Source organism: Sphingomonas bacterium (genome assembly GCF_028292945.1).
Lineage (GTDB): Bacteria > Pseudomonadota > Alphaproteobacteria > Sphingomonadales > Sphingomonadaceae > Sphingomonas.
Genome location: NZ_JAQGLJ010000037.1, coordinates 1 through 19,553, shown reverse-complemented (window position 1 = coordinate 19,553; position 19,553 = coordinate 1). Strand labels below are relative to the sequence as shown.

At 68.3% G+C, this 19,553-nt stretch carries 19 protein-coding genes; 10 read left to right on the top strand and 9 right to left on the bottom strand.

The annotated features are described in order from the left end of the window. Positions 1–5: 5 nt before the first annotated feature. Positions 6–2,162, bottom strand: a complete 2,157-nt coding sequence (gene gspD, locus JWN21_RS04580; protein WP_299646686.1) for a type II secretion system secretin GspD — start codon at positions 2,160–2,162, stop codon at positions 6–8. 17 nt (positions 2,163–2,179) lie between these two features. After that, on the bottom strand, positions 2,180–3,046 hold the full coding sequence (locus JWN21_RS04575; RefSeq protein WP_367182911.1) for a type II secretion system protein N: 867 nt from the start codon (positions 3,044–3,046) through the stop codon (positions 2,180–2,182). A 55-nt stretch (positions 3,047–3,101) separates the two neighbouring features. On the opposite strand from JWN21_RS04575, the gene JWN21_RS04570 reads away from it, so the two are divergent. Beyond that, a complete protein-coding gene (locus tag JWN21_RS04570) occupies positions 3,102–3,758 on the top strand; it encodes a 2OG-Fe(II) oxygenase (protein ID WP_299646721.1) in 657 nt (218 codons plus the stop codon). A 29-nt stretch (positions 3,759–3,787) separates the two neighbouring features. Here JWN21_RS04570 and JWN21_RS04565 read toward each other — a convergent pair whose 3' ends face one another. Next, entirely contained in the window at positions 3,788–6,556 is a 2,769-nt protein-coding gene (locus tag JWN21_RS04565) for a TonB-dependent receptor (RefSeq protein WP_299646684.1), read from the bottom strand. Positions 6,557–6,636: 80 nt separating this feature from the next. Continuing rightward, complete coding sequence (locus JWN21_RS04560; protein ID WP_299646682.1) at positions 6,637–8,250, bottom strand: hypothetical protein; 1,614 nt, start codon at positions 8,248–8,250, stop codon at positions 6,637–6,639. A gap of 216 nt (positions 8,251–8,466) precedes the next feature. Here JWN21_RS04560 and sppA point away from each other — a divergent pair, with 216 nt between their 5' ends. Together sppA and JWN21_RS04550 are read left to right on the top strand one after the other, a co-directional pair. Next, complete coding sequence (gene sppA / locus JWN21_RS04555; protein ID WP_299646680.1) at positions 8,467–10,362, top strand: signal peptide peptidase SppA; 1,896 nt, start codon at positions 8,467–8,469, stop codon at positions 10,360–10,362. Positions 10,363–10,477: 115 nt separating this feature from the next. Continuing rightward, positions 10,478–10,885 (top strand): BLUF domain-containing protein, encoded by a 408-nt coding sequence (locus JWN21_RS04550; RefSeq protein ID WP_299646678.1) that lies wholly within the window; start codon positions 10,478–10,480, stop codon positions 10,883–10,885. 93 nt (positions 10,886–10,978) lie between these two features. Here JWN21_RS04550 and JWN21_RS04545 read toward each other — a convergent pair whose 3' ends face one another. Continuing rightward, positions 10,979–11,620 (bottom strand): trimeric intracellular cation channel family protein, encoded by a 642-nt coding sequence (locus JWN21_RS04545; protein ID WP_299646676.1) that lies wholly within the window; start codon positions 11,618–11,620, stop codon positions 10,979–10,981. A 1,105-nt stretch (positions 11,621–12,725) separates the two neighbouring features. On the opposite strand from JWN21_RS04545, the gene JWN21_RS04540 reads away from it, so the two are divergent. Then, positions 12,726–13,034, top strand: a complete 309-nt coding sequence (locus JWN21_RS04540; protein ID WP_299646674.1) for a glycine zipper 2TM domain-containing protein — start codon at positions 12,726–12,728, stop codon at positions 13,032–13,034. A 58-nt stretch (positions 13,035–13,092) separates the two neighbouring features. Here the strand turns inward: JWN21_RS04540 and JWN21_RS04535 are convergent, their stop codons facing one another. Next, complete coding sequence (locus tag JWN21_RS04535; RefSeq protein WP_299646672.1) at positions 13,093–13,314, bottom strand: hypothetical protein; 222 nt, start codon at positions 13,312–13,314, stop codon at positions 13,093–13,095. 79 nt (positions 13,315–13,393) lie between these two features. Between JWN21_RS04535 and JWN21_RS04530 the strand changes: the two genes are divergently transcribed. From JWN21_RS04530 to JWN21_RS04505, 6 genes are read left to right on the top strand one after another with little or no spacing between them, the layout of a single operon-like run. Then, complete coding sequence (locus JWN21_RS04530) at positions 13,394–14,110, top strand: hypothetical protein (RefSeq protein ID WP_299646670.1); 717 nt, start codon at positions 13,394–13,396, stop codon at positions 14,108–14,110. A gap of 44 nt (positions 14,111–14,154) precedes the next feature. Continuing rightward, positions 14,155–15,276, top strand: a complete 1,122-nt coding sequence (locus JWN21_RS04525) for an RluA family pseudouridine synthase (RefSeq protein ID WP_299646668.1) — start codon at positions 14,155–14,157, stop codon at positions 15,274–15,276. Further along, complete coding sequence (locus JWN21_RS04520; protein ID WP_299646666.1) at positions 15,276–15,839, top strand: FMN-binding negative transcriptional regulator; 564 nt, start codon at positions 15,276–15,278, stop codon at positions 15,837–15,839. Before JWN21_RS04525 ends, JWN21_RS04520 begins: the two co-directional genes overlap by 1 nt. Further along, positions 15,836–16,279: an HAD hydrolase-like protein gene (locus JWN21_RS04515; RefSeq protein ID WP_299646664.1), complete on the top strand. Its 444-nt coding sequence runs from the start codon at positions 15,836–15,838 to the stop codon at positions 16,277–16,279. The genes JWN21_RS04520 and JWN21_RS04515 overlap by 4 nt, the downstream gene beginning before the upstream one ends. Beyond that, the gene (locus tag JWN21_RS04510; protein WP_299646662.1) at positions 16,276–16,491 is read left to right on the top strand and encodes a hypothetical protein; all 216 of its coding nucleotides are present in this window, start codon (positions 16,276–16,278) and stop codon (positions 16,489–16,491) included. Before JWN21_RS04515 ends, JWN21_RS04510 begins: the two co-directional genes overlap by 4 nt. Further along, positions 16,488–17,222, top strand: a complete 735-nt coding sequence (locus tag JWN21_RS04505) for an ATP12 family chaperone protein (protein ID WP_299646660.1) — start codon at positions 16,488–16,490, stop codon at positions 17,220–17,222. The genes JWN21_RS04510 and JWN21_RS04505 overlap by 4 nt, the downstream gene beginning before the upstream one ends. Here the strand turns inward: JWN21_RS04505 and gmk are convergent. Genes gmk through fumC form a run of 3 tightly spaced genes read right to left on the bottom strand, consistent with a single transcriptional unit; the run spans position 17,200 to position 19,545 of the window. Then, positions 17,200–17,850, bottom strand: coding sequence for a guanylate kinase (gene gmk, locus JWN21_RS04500; RefSeq protein ID WP_299646658.1), 651 nt, complete (start codon positions 17,848–17,850; stop codon positions 17,200–17,202). The two genes, JWN21_RS04505 and gmk, sit on opposite strands and share 23 nt — an antisense overlap. Before the next feature lie 46 nt (positions 17,851–17,896). Continuing rightward, positions 17,897–18,097, bottom strand: a complete 201-nt coding sequence (locus JWN21_RS04495) for a hypothetical protein (RefSeq protein WP_299646656.1) — start codon at positions 18,095–18,097, stop codon at positions 17,897–17,899. Positions 18,098–18,156: 59 nt separating this feature from the next. Continuing rightward, positions 18,157–19,545: a class II fumarate hydratase gene (gene fumC, locus JWN21_RS04490; RefSeq protein WP_299646654.1), complete on the bottom strand. Its 1,389-nt coding sequence runs from the start codon at positions 19,543–19,545 to the stop codon at positions 18,157–18,159. Positions 19,546–19,553: the final 8 nt, after the last annotated feature.

Below are 19,553 nucleotides of genomic sequence, written 5' to 3'. Positions count from 1 at the left end.
GAACCTCACCGCGGCACCACCACGGTCGAGCTCCGCTGCACCGGCACCCCAACCCGCGGGTCCTCGATGCTGCCCGGCATCGGCGCCGGCGGCAGCGGGGCGACCGCGCCCATGTAGTCGCGCACCAGTTGGTCGATCGTCGGCTCCTCGCCCGGCTTCTGCAGCCCTTCCTGGAGGCGCAGATAGCCGTACCGCCGCTCCGCGAGCTCGCGCCCGTCGGCGGCGGTGCGCAGGATGGTCGGGCGGATGAAGATCATCAGATTGGTCTTGCTGCGCGACCGTGCCTTGGACCGGAACAGGTTGCCGACCACCGGAATGTCGCCGAGCAGCGGGATCTTCTCCAGCGTTCGGCGTTCCTCGTCACTCAGCAGTCCGCCGATCACGCCGATCGCGCCGTTGTCCAGCGTCAGCGTGGTCTCGATCTCGCGCTTGTTGAGGATCAGGTCCGAATTGTCGTTCGATACCGGCCCCGCGATCGAGCTGACGGTCAGATGCAGGTTGAGCTTGACCGTGCCGCTGGAATTGACCTGCGGCTTTACGTCCAGACCGATGCCCACATTCTGGCGCTGCGTGGTGCGAAAGGCGTTGTCGAAATTGGTGGAGAGCGCCTGGCCGGTGGTGATCGGGATTTCCTGCCCGACCAGGCTGTGCGCCTCCTGGTTGTCCAGCGTGACGAGGTTGGGGACCTGTAATAGATTGGAGGTGTTGTCGCTCTTCACCGCATTGATGATCGCGCCGAAGATGGTCGAGCCGAGCTGCGCGCCGAACCCGCCGAACCCGCCCGACGAGCCGAGGATCGACGAGATCGCCGACTGGGCCAGGCTGTCGCTGACCGCGTTGTTGGTCTGCGTCGTCGTCGTGGTGCCGTTGATAGTGGTGGTGGTCGTCGCCAGCTCGCGCGCGCCGATCGCGCCGGCGATCTGAAGGATGTTGGGCGCGGAGTTGGAGAAGGTCGACGCCGCGAACGCGCCGCCGCTGGTGTTGCCGAGCAGGAACTGCGCGCCCAGCCGGTTGACCGTGGAGTCGGACACCTCCGCGACGATCGCCTCCACCAGCACCTGCGCGCGGCGCTTGTCGAGCTGGCGGATGACGTCTGACAGCTGGCGCTGGATGTCGGCGGGTGCGGCGATGACGATCGCGTTGGCGCCGGTGAAGCGGGTGACGACCGCCGCGGTGCGACCACCCTGCGTGGTGATCGCCGCCTGTCCGGTTCCGCCACTGGAGACGCCGGGCGCGGGGGTCGGCGTCGCGATCGGGCCGGTGCCGGAGCTGGTGCCTGTCCCGCCCGCGGTGCTGCCGAAGCTGGAACGGCTGATCGAGGTCTGGCTCGGCTGATCGGGCGTCTGCCCGACGAGCTGCTGGAGGACCGGCAGCAATTGCTCGGCGTCGGCGTTCTCCAGGAACACGACGCGGATCTCCGTGCCGTTGCGCGCGCGGGCGTCGAGATCGGCGGCGACCTGCGCCAGCCGCGCCACGGACGCCGCATCGCCGCGCAACGCGATCGAGTTCGATCCCTCGACCGCGACCACCGACACCGACGCGCCAGGCCCGCCGCCGCCGCCGCCAGGCGCGCCAGCGCCCGTGAGCCCTTGCAGCGCCGCCGCGACCTCACGCGCGCTGGCGTTGCGCAGCGCGATGACGCGCGTCGATGCCGCATCGCTGTCGAGCCGGCGCAGCACCTCGCGCACGCGGCGCACATTGTCGGCGAAGTCCACCACCACCAGGCTGTTGCCGGTGCGATTGGCGGTGACGGAGCCCTGCTGGCTGACCAGCGGCCGCACCGTGTCGAGCGCCGATTGCGCGTCGACGGTGCGCAGCCGCACCACCTCGGTCACGAAGCTGTTGCGGTTCGCGCCCGCGCTGCCGATCCGGCTCGGCTGCTGCGCCGCGTTGTCGAGCGGCTGCACGCGCAATGCGCCGTTCGAGGTCGGCACCGCGATCAGGTTGTTCGACCTGAGCGTCGACAGGAAGATCTCGAAATACTCGGCGCGGCTCAGCGGCCGGTCAGTGACGACCGTCACCTTGCCGGTCACGCGGCTGTCGATGATGAAGGTCCGCCCCGTCACCTTCGCGGCGTCGGCGATGAACGCACGGATGTCGGCGTCGCGGACATTCAGCGTGGTCTGCGCCCCGGCCTGAGCGGCGAGTGCGGCGATGGCCACGGGAGCGAGGATGTGCCTCACTGGGTGGGCGCCACGATCAGCGCCAGCGTCAGCGTCTGGTTCCCGCGCTCCACCAGCAGCGGGATGTTGCCGCCGGCGCGGAAATCGGCTGCGATCCGCTCGAGCTGATCGGCGCCGGCCACCGGTTGCCCCGCGATCGAGACCACGACATCGCCATCGCGCAGCCCCGCTTGGCGGAACAGCACGCCCGTCCCCTGGCTGCGCACCACGAGCCCGCTCACGCGGCCCGCGTCGATGCGGGGGATGAAGCCGATCTCCGACCGGATCTGCGCCGCCGGCACGCCGCCGGGGGGCGGCACCGCGCCGGGCGCCACCGGCACCGTACCGGACACCGGCTGCACCGCCTTGGACTGATCGAGGAACAGGTCCTCCAACGCGCCGCCGCGGTCGAGCGTTACGTGATCGAACGCAACTGCGTGCAGCCGCACGCCCGGCGCCACCTCCGCACCGACCGCGATGCTGTTCTGCACGCCGTCAGGCCCCGCGATGATCGCCGAGCCGCCACCCTGCGCCTCGTCGATGCGCGTGCCGAACAGGGTGAGCTGCAGCGATGTCACGGTCGCCGGACCGGCCTCGCCCTGCAGCCGGAAGAACGGGTCGAAACTGGCGAGCGCATCGGCGGGGATGCCCGCCACCACTGGTGCTGCCGGTCGCCAGTCGCCGAGCGGGTCGACCGGCGTTGCGATCGTCCAGATCAGCCGCGCCACCTGCGCCGCGAGCCCCGCCAGCAGCAGCAGCTCGGCCGCCGAATAGATGTTGATGACGGGAACCCGGCTCAGCAGCCGGCGCGCACGCCCGTCCATGACCAATCGCATGCTTAAACTCTCGTCCGACGTCGCGTTAGCAAGCCCATGTTCGGTCATGCGTCAACCGTTTACGCTGCTTGGCGAGGCGTCGACGCGCTGGCAGGATGCGCCCATGGCCAGTCCTCCCCTCCTCGGCAGCGGGCACCCTTCCGAGCCGATCGTCGCGCGCATTTTCTCGAACTCAGGCGTGCAGAAGCTCCCCAGCCCAAAGCTGGACCTGTTCATCGCGCGCGCGTTCCTGCCCCCCGAGCTATGTGCCCTGATCGTCGAGCGCATCGACGCGGTGCGTCGGCCCTCGACCATCGCGGACGCGAATGGCGACGCGGCGTACCGGACCAGCGAGACCGGCGACCTCGACGCTGCCGATCCAGTCGTCGAGGAGGTCGAGCGCCGCATCACCGCCCTTACCGGACTGGACGGCGCGCATGGCGAGCCGCTGCAGGGGCAGCGCTATGCGGTCGGACAGGAGTTCAAAGGGCATACCGAATATTTCGAGCCGAACGGCGCCGACTATCAGCGCTATTGCGGGGTCGCGGGCAACCGGACCTGGACGGTGATGATCTATCTGAACACGCCCGAAGCGGGCGGCGCGACGCGGTTCAAGGCGGTCGACAAGATCATCCAGCCCGAGACGGGCAAGCTGGTGTGCTGGAACAACCGGCGACCCGATGGCAGCCTCAATCCGGCGACGCTGCACCATGGGATGAAGGTACGGGCGGGGGTGAAGTATGTGATTACAAAGTGGTTTCGCGAGTTGCCGTGGGGCTAGCTTCTCCTCTCCCGCGAGCGGGAGGGGAATCAGAATTTGGCACTCACCCCCAGGCTGAACGTCCGCCCCAGCTCGTACCGGTTGACGAACACCTCGCTGCCGCCATCGAACGTCTGGCTTTCTCGGTAAGGGGTATGCGTCAGGTTGCGCGCCTCGAACTTCACCTCGAACTTGCCGCCCGCGAGCTCGATCCCCTGGCGGATCACCAGGTCGAGGCGGATGCCGGGCCGTTCGATGATGTCGGGCTGAAACCCGACACCCGACAGCAGCGACGGCCCACGGTTGGTCACGCGCTCGCTGGCATAGGTGAACAGCAGCGTCGCCTGCGCCAGCTCGGCAGTATCTTCGATGCCGAGCTGGAGGTTGACGAGGTGATCGGACTGGCCGGTCAGCGGCGCGCCGTCACGGAACTGGAGGCCCGCCGGGCCAAAGCCCGTCCCGCAGCCGCCCAGCGTCTGGTTGAGCACGTTGGGCACGCAACGATCATCGGCGGTGATCTTCGATTGCGTGTAGGTGTAGTTGGCGATGATCACCGCGCGCTTGGTGGCCCATGCCTCGCCCAGCCCGAACAGCTTGACGTGCTTCTGCAACTCCACCTCGCCACCGTACAGCGTCGCGCGCGGCAGGTTGGTGAAGCCGGTCTGCAACCGGTCGTCCGAGCCGGTGAAGAAGCCGACCTGCTCGACCGGATTGTCGATCCGCTTGTAGAAGCCCGCGAGCGTGAACCGCTGATCGCGCGCGAAGAACCACTCGAACCGCGCTTCGCCGCTATACAGCTCGGAATCGCTCAACAGCGGGTTGCCGAAGAACAGCCGGTCGGAGTCGGGATCGCGGAACTGCTGCGGCGCCAGCTCGCGGAACTGCGGGCGCGAGATCGTCTTCGACCCGCTGACGCGCAGCTGCATGTCGGGGGCGAAGTTCCAGGTCACCGTCGCGGCGGGCAGGAAATAGGCGTTGTCCAGCCGGATGCCCGTCGTCCCGATCGGCACCACCCGCTCGTCCGCCATTTCATAGCGGACGCCGATCGTGCCACGCAGGCCGTCGGCGACCTCCGCCTCGAACTGGCCGTAGCCGGCATGGATCCGCAGGCTCGCGTCATAGGCGAACGCACCCAGGGGCGTGTTGAACTGCAGCTGGATCGAGCACTGGTTTGCGCCTAGCTGCGGACAGGCATTGTTGATCGCGTCGGGCCCGAGCAGGAAGTCTGGGCGCAGCAGATTGACGGGATAGCCGGGTACGGTGCCGCCGCCGAGGCTGGTCTGGTAGTTGAACTGCAGACGGCTGGAGAAACGCTGCGTGTCCGAGTAGAAATACCCGGCCGAGATCGTCGCGGGCCGATCGAACCCCAGCTTGTACGACAGATCGGCCTGGCCGGTGTACAGATCCTCGTCCAGCATCGAGAAGATGACCGACGCGAACGGCGTGAAACGCCCAGTAACCTGATAGGCGCCATTGCACTGGAAGGGATCATTGCTGGCCGGGATGTCGCTGATGATCGTCAGGCCGTTGGTGGTGGTGTTCGAGCAGAGGTAATCGAACTGCCGCTCGTACGGCGCGTTGCGCTTGGAATTGGCATAGGCACCGCGCAGGTTGACCTCGAACGCATCGGTCGGCTTGAACTCGCCGACCAACTGCGATTCGAACAGCTGGCGCTCGAACCAGTTGGTGTTCTGCTGAAAACGCAGGCCGCTGGCATTGTTGTACAGCGTCGCAACGCTGCCACGCGCCTGCTTCAGCGTGTCGTGGATGTAGACGTTGGTCCAGCGGATCGTGTTCTCGTCGAACTCGAAGCCGACCCCCACCAGCGCGTTGGCGACGATGCGGTTGTCGGTCAGCAGGGTGCGGAAATCGTTGCGCAGCGTGCCGTTGGCCGACACCGAGTCCTGCTGCGTCGCGGCGCGGGTGCGGAAGCTGTTGCTGGCGCTGATCGAGGAGATCAGGCCAAGCCGGCTGCCGCCCAGGTCGAACACCGAGCCGCCGCTGATCTCGGCGGAGAAGTTGGGCGGGATCTTGCCGTCGCGCTGGAGCAGCGTGGTCTCCGCGTTGCTGAGCTGACCTACCTGCGCTGACGTGAGCAGACCGGTGCCCGTCGCTGCCTCGCCGATGAAGGAGGGAATGTCGCGGGTGCCGTCGTCGAACCCGATCCAGTCGGTGTCCCCGCCGTCATAGACATAGCCGACCTGGTTGGTGGTCGAATCGTCCGCGCCGATGCTGAACGCGACGGCGACGAAGTTTTCGGTCGGGATCGCCTTGGTCGTCAGGTTGATGATGCCGCCGCCGAACTCGCCCGGATAGTTCACCGAATAGGTCTTCTGCACCACCGCCGAGCCGACGATCGCGGTCGGGAAGATGTCGAGCGGCACCGATCGGCGCAGCGGCTCGGGCGACGGCAGCGGCGAGCCGTTGAGCAGCGACGAGGAATAGCGGTCGCCCAGGCCACGCACGAAGACAAAGCCGCCGCTCACCACCGACAGCCCGGTGACGCGGCTGAGCGCGCCGGCGATGTCGCCCTCGCCCGTGCGCGCGATGTCGGCGGACGACAGGACCGACACGACCTGACTGGTGGCGCGCAGCTGGTTGGGGATGTTGCGGCCGACGACCACCACGTCCTGCATTTCCGCGCCGGGCGCGGAGACCTCGGCGTCGGCGGCGGGCGGCTGCGTGCCCTCCTGCGCCGGAGCGTCTGGCGGCGTCGCCGTCGTGCCGGTCTGCGCGAGTGCCGCCGGCGCGACGAGCGTGGAGGTCAGCAGCAGCAGCGCCGAATAGGCGAGCCGCCGGGAAATTGGGCGCTGAGGCATGGCCAGGTCATCCGCTTGATTGCAAGATGCCGGAGCGATCGGCTTGACCGCCCCGGCACCGGGATTGGGGTGTGCGGGGCTCAGCGATTGCTGCAGGCGAAATAGACCGAGTTGAAGGTCGGCGGCCCGAACTCCTGCAACGCCGCGTCGGCCGGACGTACCGTGCTGCGCCCACCGGCGGTCTGCTCGCCCGCGACGATGTTGAGGCAGGGCACGCTCGAACGGATGATGCCGTTCACGTAACGCATGTCCGAGCCGCCGCGCTGGCGGATCGCGGCGGGTGCCGCGGCGGTCTGGATGAAGGTGAAGTTGGCGTAAGTCGAGAAGGTGCGCGGCAGCAGGTCCTCGGCGTTGTTCGAGTCGATCTCGGTCGAGAAGCTGTCGGCGGTCGCGCCCAGCGTGCGCTGCGCCGCGATCATGAACTGCATGAAGCCGCGATAGCCGTTGTCGATGTCGAAGCCGTCGTCGTCCGCGCCCGTCACCGCGATGTAGCGGACGTTGGTGGTGCCACCGAAGATCTCGATGCCGTCATCGGCGGAGTTGTGGATCTGGATGTTGTTGAGCGTCGTGCCGGTGCCGGTGCCGCCCAGCGTCAGCCCCTGCAGCTCGTTGCCGTCGGAGATGGCGATGCCCGAATAGCGGATCTGGACGAAAGACATCGTGCCGCTGTTGTCGGCGGCGGTTGGCCCGCCATAGAAGCGCCCCGTGACGCCCTCGATCGCCTGCTGGCACGTCGTCGACGAGCCGGCGGCGTTGTTGGGCCCCGTGCCCGCGGCGCACACGCCGACCGGCGCGCGGCCGAGCACGACCACCCCGCCCCACTGGCCCTGGCTGGCGTCCGACACGCCGTTGGCGACCAGGTTCTGCTGCGAGGTGAAGACGATCGGCGCGGCGCGCGTGCCGACGGCGCTGATCTGCGAGCCGCGATTGACGATCAGGAAATCGTTGGTCGCCTCGCTGGAGTCCGCCGCGACCGTGACGCCGGCCGCGATCGTCAGCGTCACGCCGCTAGCGCCGGTGGTGCCAAGATCGGTGCCGACCTCCGTCTGCCCGCGCAGGCGATAGAACACGCCGGCGATGCGCGGCAGCGTCAGGCTGGTGGTGATCGCGGCCGGCAGGCGGCAGGCGCGGAAGGTCGCGACCACGCCGTCGTCGACGGTGCCGGTCGGGCAAGCCGCGGTCGCCCCGCCAGTGCCGATGGCGGGAACGGCCGTGCAGGCCGCGCCCGCGCCGCCGAACTGCGCCGAGGTCGAGTTGCAGGTCCAGTCCTGAAAGCTGGTGTCGGTCGGGCCGTTCAACGCGCCGACATAGTTGGTCGACTGGAAGAAGCTGTTGATCGCGGAAGGATCGGTCGCGACGGCGAGCGGGGCGGCACCGACCGGATACACGCCGTTCATCGTCGAGCCGACGCCGTTGACGTTGTTGTTCGTTCCCGCACTGGCGAGCGCGAGCTGCTCGTCGGGCGTGACGGTGATCGTGTTGACGGTGGTCGCGGCGGCGAACTGCGCGGCGGTGATCGGGGTCGGCCCGGTCGGCGTCGGCGTCGGCGTGGCGGTGGGCGTGGGCGCCGGCGTGACGATGGTGATGGAACCAGCTCCCGGCGACGCGACGCTGTCCGCGCCGTCGCAGCCGGACAGGACGAGAGCAGCGGCCGACGCCAGCAGAGCGCCGCGGAAGCGGTTGATGGTCACCATGATTATCGAACTCCCCGAATTTCCCGCATCGACTCGGTTTGTTGCCGAGCGACCATGCTCAGCGCGCTAGGCCGGGCGTGTGACAGCGAGGTTCCGGTTGGGAGACTGGGGCATGACACTGGGGTGACGGATTTGTGGCGTGCCGTTCCCGGCACCAGCCGTATTGCTCCACCATGACACTTCCGGCTAAGCCCTCTCCCCAAGAGGAGTATGCCGGTGAAGCTGGTTCGGGGCGCGTGGAAACTGCTGGTCGGGATCAAGGACGGGCTGGTGCTGGTCGCCATGCTCTTGTTCTTCGGCATCCTGTTCGCCGCCCTCTCCGCGCGACCCGGCGGGAAGGCGATCGGCGACGGCGCGCTGGTGTTGAAGCTGGATGGCGCGGTCGTCGAACAGCCCAGCGAGACCGACACCTTCGCCTCGCTGTCCGGCCAACCGACCGCGCGCGAATATCGCCTCCGCGACGTGATCCGCGCGATCGACGCCGCGCGCACCGATGATCGCGTCAAGGCGATCGTGCTCGATCTCGACGCGTTCGGCGGCGGCTATCCCGCCGTTATTTCCGAGTTGAGCCGCGCCGTGAAGCGCGCGCGCGACGGCGCCGATGGCGCCAAGGGCAAGCCCGTGCTCGCCTATGCCACCGCCTATGACGACGCCGCCTACCGCCTCGCCGCCAATGCGTCGGAGATCTGGATGCACCCGATGGGCGGCACTTTGTTTGCCGGACCTGGCGGGTCGCAGCTCTACTACAAGGGCCTGATCGATCGCCTGGGCGTCAACGCGCACGTCTATCGCGTCGGCAAGTACAAGAGCTTCGTCGAACCGTACACGCGAGCGGATCAATCTCCAGAGTCTCGCGAAGCCTCGCAGGCGCTGTACAGTACGCTGTTCGGGCAATGGCAGGAGGGCGTCCGCGCCGCGCGGCCCAAGGCGCAGTTCGCCGCCTATCTGACGCAACCCGCGCAGGTCGTGCAGACGACCGGCGGTGACATCGCTGAGGGCAATCTGCGCGCCGGGATCGTCGACAAGCTGGGCGACCGCACCGCATTCGGCCGGCGCGTGGCGGCGCTGGCCGGCGGCAACGACGCCAAGCCCGCCGGCTATTTCAACGCGATCCGCTACGCCGACTGGATCGCCGCGCACCCGCTGTCGACCGACGGCGACGCGATCGGCGTGCTGACGGTCGCGGGCGACATCGTCGACGGCAAGGCCGGGCCGGGCACCGCCGGGGGCGAGACGATCGCCCGCGCGATGCTGGACGGTCTCGCGACCAAGGACCTCAAGGCGCTGGTGGTCCGCGTCGACACCGGCGGCGGCTCGGCACTGGCGTCGGAGCAGATCAGGCTCGCGGTGCTGGAGGCCAGGAAGCGCAAGCTGCCCGTCGTGATCTCGATGGGCGGGCTGGCGGCGTCGGGCGGCTATTGGGTCGCGACGGCGGGCGACACGATCTTCGCCGAGCCCAACACGATCACCGGCTCGATCGGCATCTTCGGCATCCTGCCCACCTTCGAGCGGTCATTGGCGAAGATCGGTGTCACCAGCGACGGCGTGAAGACCACGCCGCTGTCGGGCCAGCCGGATGTGATCGCGGGCACCAACCCGGTGCTCGACGCAGTGCTGCAATCGGGCATCGAGAACGGCTATCGCCAGTTCCTGTCGCGGGTGGCGGCGGCGCGCAAGATGACGCCCGAGCGCGTCGACCAGATTGGCCAGGGCCGCGTCTGGGACGGCGGCACCGCGCACCAGCTGCGGCTGGTCGATCGGTTCGGCGGGCTGTCCGACGCGGTCGCCGAAGCGGCGAAGCGCGCGGGCCTGAAGGCGGACGGCTATCATACCGTCTATCTGGAAAAGGAACCCGACTGGCTGGCGCAGCTCGCGGCGACGTTCGCCGAAGACGAAGAGGACGCGGAAAGTGGTGCGGGCGGCGACGTGTTCGCGCAGGCGGCGAGCGCCCAGCGCCAGCTGCTCGCCCGCGCGGTGGGCGACGTCCGCCGGCTGGTCGCGGGCGGCTCGATCCAGGCACGCTGCCTCCAATGCGCCGGATTCGGTCCGACCACCGCCGCGCCGAACGATGCGCGGCTGTTCGACGTGCTGCTGGCGCGGCTCGGCTGGTGATCGCGATCCGAGCCGCCCGCGCGGACGACGCCACCGCCATGGTGCTTGCTAGGGACCGGGCAACCGGTAGGCCCACAGGGTCGGGTGCGGAAACGCTCGACCAGGGGCGTGTCTGATGGACCGCTCGCTATTATACGTGAGTCGGCAATCTCCATTCACGGTGGACCCGGAGCGCACGATAGAAGAGATCGTGGCAGCTGCTCGGCTATTCAACGCGAGCATGGGGATCACCGGAGCTCTCGTTTCGACCCAGGCCCATTTTGCGCAGTTGCTTGAGGGGCCGATCGCAGTTGTCGACAGCCTGATGGAGCGGATCGAGTGCGATAACCGGCACACAGACGTTACGGTATTGCACATCGAAGCAGTCGCGCGGCGGCGGCTTACCAACTGGTCGATGGCCTACTCTGGCAATTCAGGCTATGTGGCGCGTCAGATCGAACCGCTCATCGGCGAGACGGTGGGTGTCAATTCCATTCGCGTCCAGCGGTTGATCAGCTTGCTCGTGGGTTTAGCCGGTCCGTGACCAGACGCGGCCTGGCGTCCCGAGCCAGCGCGCGCGACATGCGCCAATCCATGTCTATTGCATAGAATGTCCGCAAGGGGGCGTTAGCCTACCTTACCGCCGCCCCCGGTACGCCGGCAGCTTCAGCCCCCAGCCGATCGCCGCCGCTCTCAGTGCGAACCCCGCCGTTGCCCCGACCACCGCCGCCACCGGGGCGACCACGCCAAGCAGCACCAGTGCCACGTACAGGCCTGCCGCCAGCGCCGCCGCCGTCACGTACAGCTCCGGCCGCATCAGGATCGACGGCTCGCCCGCCAGCACGTCGCGGATGACGCCGCCGACGCACGCGGTCACCACGCCCATCAGCGCGGCCGGCACCGGCGGCACGCCATAGCCGATCGCCTTGGCCGCGCCGAACACAGCATATGCCGCCAGCCCTACCGCGTCGAACCAGTCGAGCGCCTCGCCACGCCACCACCGCTCCGGCGTCAGCCAGATCACCGCCGCCACCACCAAACACGCCGCCGCCGCGCGCTCGTCCCGCACCCAGAACACCGGCGCGCCGATCAACAGGTCGCGCACCGTGCCGCCGCCCACACCCGTGATCAGCGCGAAGAATGCCAGTGTCACGAACGTCTGCCCCCGCTTCGCCGCCGCCAGCGCGCCCGACGCGGCGAACACGGCCAGCCCGGCAAGGTCGAGCCACGGGCCAAGCGCCGGGACGATCTGTGGCAGGGGAGCGATGGCGGGCTGCATTGGGCGGGTTGTAGCGCGGAAATGCCAGCACCGTCACTCGGGCGCCAAAGCCCCTCGCCTACGGAAGCCGGTGCGCGGAATAGCCCTCCCCGGCAGACGCCGGGGCCCAGTCCGCCGCGCGGCTCCACGGCCCGTCACTAGTCAGGGCACCCCCCTAAACCTTCGACGCGGAGCACGTTAGCCTGGCCTAGGGGAAAGTCCCTCCCTGCATCCTGCGCGGCAGACTGGACCCCGGTGTCCGCCGGGGAAGGCAAAGTTGCGATTCCCAAGCCGCGTCGTGCCGTCGGACGGGTTCGGCTGCGCCGACCCGCCGGTCGCGCGTGCGCGAGTCAGCCGGGCGTAGCCGGCTGCCGCGCTGCCGCGCTGCGCGCAAAAAGGGGCCGGCATTGCTGCCGACCCCCTCGTCGCCGCGCCTCGACCCGCTCGAACATTCGGCCGAAGCCACCCTGCCCTGCGCCGTCCGGTTTCGGCGGCAATCCGTGCGGGGGCGTCGCGAACGACGTCACACCATCACGGACCTGTTGGTCCCCACACCGGCGATCTCGATCTCGTCGCCCAAGGGCGTCGATCCCGCATCCACCGGCCACGGCGGCCTGCTCCACCGATCGCATCCGAGGATCCGATCCGCTTTGCCTTGCGTCCCCATCCGCTTGCCGACCTTTGCCGACACCCGCTCCGAAGAACCGGTATCGCCGCGTCCTGCCGCGCCCTGGCGACCCCGCTGCACATTCCCCCAGTCGCGAACGACCCGGCTTGTCTGCCTCGGTTCGGCGATGGTCCGCTCGCCCTCGTCGCCGCACCGCTCGCACGGCTGGCGCCGGAAGGTAGCCTTCCCATCCCCAGCTACCCGGCCCACCTTGCGGACTTGCACCCGCGGTTCTGCTCGGCAGCACCGGCTTCGTTCTCCGCCCCGAAGGACTTCCTCTTCCGCCTGCCTGGACAAGGTCTCACGCCCGCCGAGTCGCGCCAAGCCGCTTCACGCCTGCCTGCCTGTGGATAATGTGGACGATTAACACCGGTTACCAGCGACGTTGTTTTAGGTTCATGCAACTACGCTTTGTCGAGGAACGTTACGCCCCCAGACCACATCGAATGGGAGTAAGTCATGCGTAAGATGATCCTGGCGCTCAGCGCCTTTGCCGTCGCCGTTCCGACCGCCGCCGTGTTTCCGATCGACAGCGCCGATGCGCAGTCCCGCTACCGCGAGTGGCGCGGCAAGGACGGGCGGACCTATTGCCGCAAGTCGAACGGCCGGACCGGTCTGGTCGTCGGTGGCGTCGCGGGCGCGCTGATCGGCCGCACCATCGACACCGGCGGCGATCGCACGATCGGCACGCTGGGTGGTGCCGCGCTGGGCGCACTCGCTGGCCGCGCGGTCGAGCGCGAGACCAGCAAGCCGCGCCGCTGCCGCTAATCTGAGGTCACAGGTTCGTCAGGGGGCGTCGCGGACAACCGCGGCGCCCTTTTTCGTGTCAGACGATCCCGCCGCCGATCATCAGTCGCAGGCCGAACACGACCAGCAGCGCGGCGTTGAGATTGCGTCCGGCGTTGCTCGACGAGAGCGCGCCCAGCGCAAGCCCGACGACTCCGATCGGCAGAACCAGCCAGTTAAGCCAGCCGAGCAGCGGGATGAACGCGACCAGCCCGAGCGCGAGTGTGACCAGTCCGACAAGAATCGAGATGATGTTCAGCATGGCCGGTAGAATGTCTTGCCAGCCACTATCCCGCAAGCCCGCTCATCAAAGCTTTACCCGCGCGCGCTATGCGGCAGCGGTGCGCTTGCTGATCCCCGCCCTGATCTTCGTCACCGCGTGCGACCGCGCGCCCGATGTCCCGCAAGACCTGGATGCGCTCGATCGAGAACTGACCGATGCCAACAGCGCCGGCAATCTACGCGACCCGGCGATTGCGGCGGCGCTCAATGCGCCGATCATGATCGACCCGTCGCTCGGGCAGTCGTCCAACGCTAACGCCGTACGACCCGCGCCCGGTCCCGACTCGAGCGCGACGCCCCCAGAGATCGAATTGCGCGATCCGGTCGACGCCACCTCGTTGAAGGCTGCGCCCGCGCCCGCCCGCGACTGCCCGAAATGTCGGACCAGGGCCGCCGCGTTGACGTTGGGAGCGCTGGTCGAACGGCATCCGGCCGCACGCGGCTGTGCTTCCGTGAGCTATTCGGCGGCCTGGGCCAACCGCCTCTCCGCCGAGCTGCCGCTCTATCCCGACGCGCGCGTGATCGAAGCCGCCGGCAACGCGTCCGGTGCCTGCCGTCTGCGCGTCGTCAGCTTCGCCAGCGGCGCCGCCGCCGACAAGGTCATCAACTGGTATCATACCCGCGCGACGGCTGCCGGCTACTCGGCCGAGCACCAGGCCGCGGACGGTCTCCACGTGCTCGGCGGCACACGCCGCAGTGACGCCTATGCTGTGTATGTCGCGTCACGTTCGGGAGGTGGCTCGACGATCGATCTGGTAAGCAATGCCGGCCGCTAACGGCGCGGGGTGACGCTGGCGGCACCAACCGCTAGGGTCGTCACATGACCGACACCGTCCGCCAGTTCACCGTCGCCCCCGACGACGACGGTATCCGGCTTGATCGCTGGTTCAAGCGGCACCTGCCCGAAGCTAACTTCACAACCGTGGCGAAGTGGGCGCGCACGGGCCAACTTCGCGTCGACGGCGCCCGCGCGACACCCGGCGATCGCGTCACCGTCGGCCAGCAGCTCCGCGTTCCCCCGCCCGAACCCGTCCATGTCGACACCAAGCCCGAGCGCGTGCGGACGCCGCTGACCCCCGACCAGATCGCCTTCGCGCAGGAAATGGTGATCCACCGCGATGCGCAGGCGCTGGTGCTCAACAAGCCGCCGGGTCTCGCGACGCAGGGCGGCACCAAGACAACCGAGCATGTCGACGGCCTCCTCGACGCCTTCACCGATGGCGAAAGCCGGCCAAAGCTGGTCCACCGCCTCGACAAGGACACGTCGGGCGCCTTGCTGATCGCGCGCACCAACCGCGCCGCCGCGTTCTTCGCAAAGACCTTTTCCGGCCGCACCGCGAAGAAGGTCTACTGGGCGTTGGTCGTGGACGTGCCCTCGATCGACGACGGCACCGTCGACCTGCCGCTCGCCAAGCAGCCCGGCACCGGTGGCGAGAAGATGCATGTCGACGAAGAGAACGGCGCGCCCGCGCGGACCCGCTACCGGATCATCGAACGCGCCGGCAACCGCACCGCCTGGGTCGAGCTGCAGCCCTTCACCGGCCGCACGCATCAGCTGCGCGCGCATATGGCGGCGATTGGCCATCCGATCGTTGGTGACGGGAAGTATGGTGGACAAGCGGCTTTCCTGACGGGCGGCATCAGCCGCAAGATGCACCTGCACGCGCGGCGTATCCGCGTCGACCACCCCGATGGCGGCCAGATCGACGTTCAGGCGGAGCTGCCAACCCACTTCGCCGAGTCGCTCGCAAGCCTGGGATTCGAACAGATGCTGGGCGACCAGCTCCCGCTCGACGAGCACCAGCCGCCGACTCGCGCCGACAAGAAGGTGGCGGCCAAGGCGCATGCGAAAACGATCCGCAAGGCACGCAAGGGCGAGCGGCGGGATCGTGGGGGCGGCCGCGGAAGCGACGATCGCGGCACCGGCGGCCGCAAGCGCTGATGCACCCGAACCCGGCATTCCGGCCGGACGAGGCTGGCCTGCTTGACCGAGCGGCCGGGTTTGCGCATCTTTTCGTCGCCACGCCGGTCGGTCCGTTGGTCGCGCACGCGCCGTTGACGCGGCATGGCGAAGAGCTGTGGTTGCACCTGGCGCGCGCCAATCGCCTGTTTCCGCATCTCGCCGGCGCGACAGTGCTGGCGAGCGTCGCCGGGCCGGATGGGTATCTTACGCCGAACTGGTTCGCACGAGCCGACGATCAGGTGCCGACCTGGAACTACACCGCCATCGAGATCGAGGGCATGGTACGCCCGCTGTCGCGCGATGATCTCCTCACGCAGCTGGATACGCTCGCCGAGCGTCACGAGCCGAACCCGAACCCTTGGACGCGGGCGAAGACCGACCCCGCGAAGATCGACGCCATGCTGCGCGCGATCGGCGGGTTCGCGATTACCGTCACGGGCTTACGCGGAACCGACAAGCTTGCCCAGCACAAGTCCGCCGCCGACCGCGCGGGCATGATCGCCGGCCTGCGCGCCCTGGCCGACGCGATGGAGCGGGCGTGACCCGGCTCGCCATGCTCGACTGCGACGGCGCGCTGGTCGACGGTCCGGCCAACATCTGCGCCATAGAGGAGGCGTGCGTCAGCGTCGGCCTGACGCCGCCGCCGCGTGCACTGATTCGCCGCATCGACGGTTTGAGCCTGATCAAGGCCATGCGCGCGCTCCGCCCCGCCGGCGACGGCGCGCAGCATCGCGCGCTCGCGGGCCGGCATCCATCCAAGCCCGATCGCGCGATGCTGCTCGCGGGCATGGCGAAGGCCGGCGTCGCGCCCCACATGACTGCCATGATCGGCGACATCAGCTTCGACATGACTATGGCGCGGTCGGCGGGGTGCCGCGCTGTGGGCGTCGCGTGGGGCTATCATTCGACTGACAAGTTGGCGGACTCCGGTGCCGACGCCATCGCGCAGCATGCGTCCGATCTCGTGGCGATGCTGGCATGAGCGATGACGTGCTTGCTCGCCGCCGCTGGTTCGCGATCGTCGTCAGCCGGCTGGCGGGCACGGCCGGCGCGGTGTTCGGGCTGTTGCTGGCAGGTCGCGCGGAGGCACTGATCCCCAAGCTGCTCGGTATCGCAATCGTTCTCGCGGCGCTGTTGATGATCGCCACCCTGCCACGCGCACTGGCGCGGCGCTGGCGGACACCGGAATCGTGAAGCGGTTCTGGACTGAGGTGACCGTCACGCCGGACCGCGGCGTGACGCTGGACGGCAAGCCGATCCGAACGCCAGGTCGGGTGCCGCTGTCACTGCCGACGGACGCGCTTGCCGAGGCGGTCGCAGAGGAATGGCGGCGCGTCACCAGCGTTGTCGACCCACGCGCGATGCCGCTGACCGGTCTCGCCAACGCGGCTATCGACCGGATCGCGCTTGATCCGTCAGCATTCGCGGCGGGCCTGTCGCACTATGCCGAAACCGACCTGCTCTGTTATCGCGCCGAACTGCCGGAGCCGCTCGTGCAACGACAGGCAGCCGCGTGGGATCCGGTGATCGCCTGGGCGGAGCACCGCTACGACGTGCATGTCGAAGTCACTGTCGGCATCGTCCACCGCGCGCAGTCGCCGCTGATGCTGCAACGGCTGAGCGATGCAACGGCGGCGCTCGATGCCTTTGCGCTCGCCGCAGCTTCGCCGATGGTGTCGATCACCGGCTCGTTGTTGCTGACGCTCGCGCTGGTCGAGGGCGCGCTGACGCCGGATCAAGCATGGTTGGCTGCGCATGTGGACGAGGACTGGCAGGCCGAGATGTGGGGCAAAGACACGTTGGCTGCCGAAGCACAGGAGAACAAGCGCGCCGAGTTCGATGCGGCGGTGCGCTTGCTGTCCCTCTCCCGTCGCCGGGATCCGCCAAGACAGAAAACGACCTCTACCGCGTTAGACCCCGAATAAAGCCGATCAGCCCCGTCTGCCGGGAGCGGCGTAGCCGCTCCGCCGCCAATATCGTTTTGACGCCGGCGAAGCAGCGCTCGACGTCGTCGTTGACCAGCACATAGTCATAGCCGTCCCAGTGGCTGACCTCGCTGGATGCGCGGCCCATGCGCGCCTCGATCACTGCCGTCGAATCCGTCGCGCGCCGGCTCAGCCGGGTGTGCAGCTCGGCCATGGAGGGGGGCAGGATGAAGACGCGGACCACATCGCCGCCCGCGATCTGGTACAGCTGCTGTGCGCCCTGCCAGTCGATGTCGAACAGCACGTCCTTGCCGGATGCCAGGATCGCGTCGACCGGCGCGCGCGGCGTGCCGTAGCGATGGTCGAAGACGTGCGCCCATTCAAGGAACGCGTTATCCGCCACCATCGTGCGGAACCGTTCCAGGTCGACGAAGTGATAGTCGCGTCCATCCACCTCGCCCGGCCGTATCGGGCGGGTGGTGGCGCTGACCGACATTTCCAGCTCCGGCTCCTCCGCCAGCAGCTTGCGCGCGATCGTCGATTTACCGGCCCCCGAGGGCGAAGACAGCACGAACAGCACCCCGCGACGCTTGAAGCCGTGTGGGTCGGTCGGGGCAATGTCGGGCATGGAGGCCTTTGGCGCGGCCATGCCCGGCGGGTCAACCCAAGTTAGGTCAGTATCCCCGCCGCGTGACACGCCGACGGTCGAGCGCCTTCTTGGCGACATACGCGCCGCCCAGCAGCATTCCGAAGGGACCCATGCGCCGCAACGCGCCGGCAGCGATCGTGCCGATCGCCGCGCCCTTCAACCCGCCGCGCCCGTCACGCCGGTCGATCTCGCGGCCTACCAATGCACCGATTACCCTGCCGATCATGTGTTTCGCTCCTTTGCGAGAAAAAGCGCGGGAGCGAAGTGGAAGTTCCTTTGCCGCCGTCAGCGCCCCAGCATCGTCTCGGGTCGAACCAACCGGTCGAACGTCGCCTCGTTCACCAGCCCCAGCTTCAGCCCCGCTTCCTTCAGGGTAAGGCCGTTTTCGTGCGCATGTTTCGCGATCTTGGCGGAAGCGTCGTAGCCGATTTCCGGCGCAAGCGCCGTCACCAGCATTAGCGAGCGCCCGACCAGCTCCGCGATCTGGCGCTCGTTGGCTTCGATCCCGTCGACGCACCGCTCCGCGAAACTTGTCATGCCGACGCTCAGCAGATGGATCGAACGCAGCACGTTCGCGCCGATGAGCGGCATGAACACGTTGAGCTCGAAATGCCCCTGCATGCCGCCGATGGTCACCGCCGCGTGGTTGCCGATCACCTGCCCCGAAACCATCGTCAGGCTTTCGCACTGCGTCGGATTGACCTTGCCCGGCATGATCGAACTGCCCGGCTCATTTGCAGGGAGCGACAGCTCGCCCAGCCCGGAGCGCGGACCCGAGCCCAGCAGGCGAATGTCGTTGGCGATCTTGTTGAGCGCCACCGCGAGTGTGTTGAGCGCGCCGGAAAAGAACACCAGCGCGTCCTTGGCGGCGAGCTGCTCGAATTTATTGGGGGCAGGCGAGAACCCGGTGCCGGCGATGTCGCTGATTGCGGCGCACATGTCCTCGGCCCAGCCATCCGGCGCGTTCAGGCCGGTGCCGACTGCCGTGCCGCCGATGCCGAGCTTGCGCAGCTCGTCCGCTGCCCAGGCAATCCGAACGCGTGCGCTTGTCAGCTGCGCCGCATAGCCGCCGAACTCTTGCCCCAACGATAGCGGTGTCGCGTCCTGCGTGTGCGTGCGGCCGATCTTGACGATGTGATCCCAGGCCCGTGCCTTGGTGCTCAACGCCGCCTCCAGCCGGTCGAGCGCCGGCAGCAGCGCGCGCTCGGTCGCGACCACCGCCGCGACGTGGAGCGCGGTGGGAAAGCTGTCGTTGGAAGACTGGCTCATGTTGACGTGATCGTTGGGGTGCACGGGCGACTTGCCGCCGCGCGCGCCGGTCAGCATTTCGTTGGCGCGGCCGGCGATGACCTCGTTGACGTTCATGTTGGTCTGCGTGCCGGACCCGGTCTGCCAGATGACGAGCGGAAACTGATCGTCCAGCTTGCCCGCGACCACCTCGTCCGCCGCCGCCTCGATCGCGTCGACGATCTCGTCCGCCAGGCCATGGGCGCGGTTCACCCGCGCCGCCGCCTGCTTCACGATTGCCTGGGCATGGACGATGCCGATCGGCATGCGCTCGGTATCGCCAAACGGGAAATTCTCGATCGAGCGCTGCGTCTGCGCACCCCAATAGGCGGTGACGGGAACTTCGATGGCGCCGATCGAGTCGGTTTCGGTGCGGGTGTTGGTCATATTCTACC

Excerpts from the sequence above, each read along its gene's own strand:
- JWN21_RS04575 (WP_367182911.1), bottom strand. The coding sequence starts at position 3,046 with ATGACCGAACATGGGCTTGCTAACGCGACGTCGGACGAGAGTTTAAGC.
- JWN21_RS04570 (WP_299646721.1), top strand. The coding sequence starts at position 3,102 with ATGGCCAGTCCTCCCCTCCTCGGCAGCGGGCACCCTTCCGAGCCGATC.
- JWN21_RS04565 (WP_299646684.1), bottom strand. The coding sequence starts at position 6,556 with ATGCCTCAGCGCCCAATTTCCCGGCGGCTCGCCTATTCGGCGCTGCTG.
- JWN21_RS04560 (WP_299646682.1), bottom strand. The coding sequence starts at position 8,250 with ATGGTGACCATCAACCGCTTCCGCGGCGCTCTGCTGGCGTCGGCCGCT.
- JWN21_RS04550 (WP_299646678.1), top strand. The coding sequence starts at position 10,478 with ATGGACCGCTCGCTATTATACGTGAGTCGGCAATCTCCATTCACGGTG.
- JWN21_RS04545 (WP_299646676.1), bottom strand. The coding sequence starts at position 11,620 with ATGCAGCCCGCCATCGCTCCCCTGCCACAGATCGTCCCGGCGCTTGGC.
- JWN21_RS04540 (WP_299646674.1), top strand. The coding sequence starts at position 12,726 with ATGCGTAAGATGATCCTGGCGCTCAGCGCCTTTGCCGTCGCCGTTCCG.
- JWN21_RS04535 (WP_299646672.1), bottom strand. The coding sequence starts at position 13,314 with ATGCTGAACATCATCTCGATTCTTGTCGGACTGGTCACACTCGCGCTC.
- JWN21_RS04525 (WP_299646668.1), top strand. The coding sequence starts at position 14,155 with ATGACCGACACCGTCCGCCAGTTCACCGTCGCCCCCGACGACGACGGT.
- JWN21_RS04520 (WP_299646666.1), top strand. The coding sequence starts at position 15,276 with ATGCACCCGAACCCGGCATTCCGGCCGGACGAGGCTGGCCTGCTTGAC.
- JWN21_RS04510 (WP_299646662.1), top strand. The coding sequence starts at position 16,276 with ATGAGCGATGACGTGCTTGCTCGCCGCCGCTGGTTCGCGATCGTCGTC.
- gmk (WP_299646658.1), bottom strand. The coding sequence starts at position 17,850 with ATGCCCGACATTGCCCCGACCGACCCACACGGCTTCAAGCGTCGCGGG.
- JWN21_RS04495 (WP_299646656.1), bottom strand. The coding sequence starts at position 18,097 with ATGATCGGCAGGGTAATCGGTGCATTGGTAGGCCGCGAGATCGACCGG.
- fumC (WP_299646654.1), bottom strand. The coding sequence starts at position 19,545 with ATGACCAACACCCGCACCGAAACCGACTCGATCGGCGCCATCGAAGTT.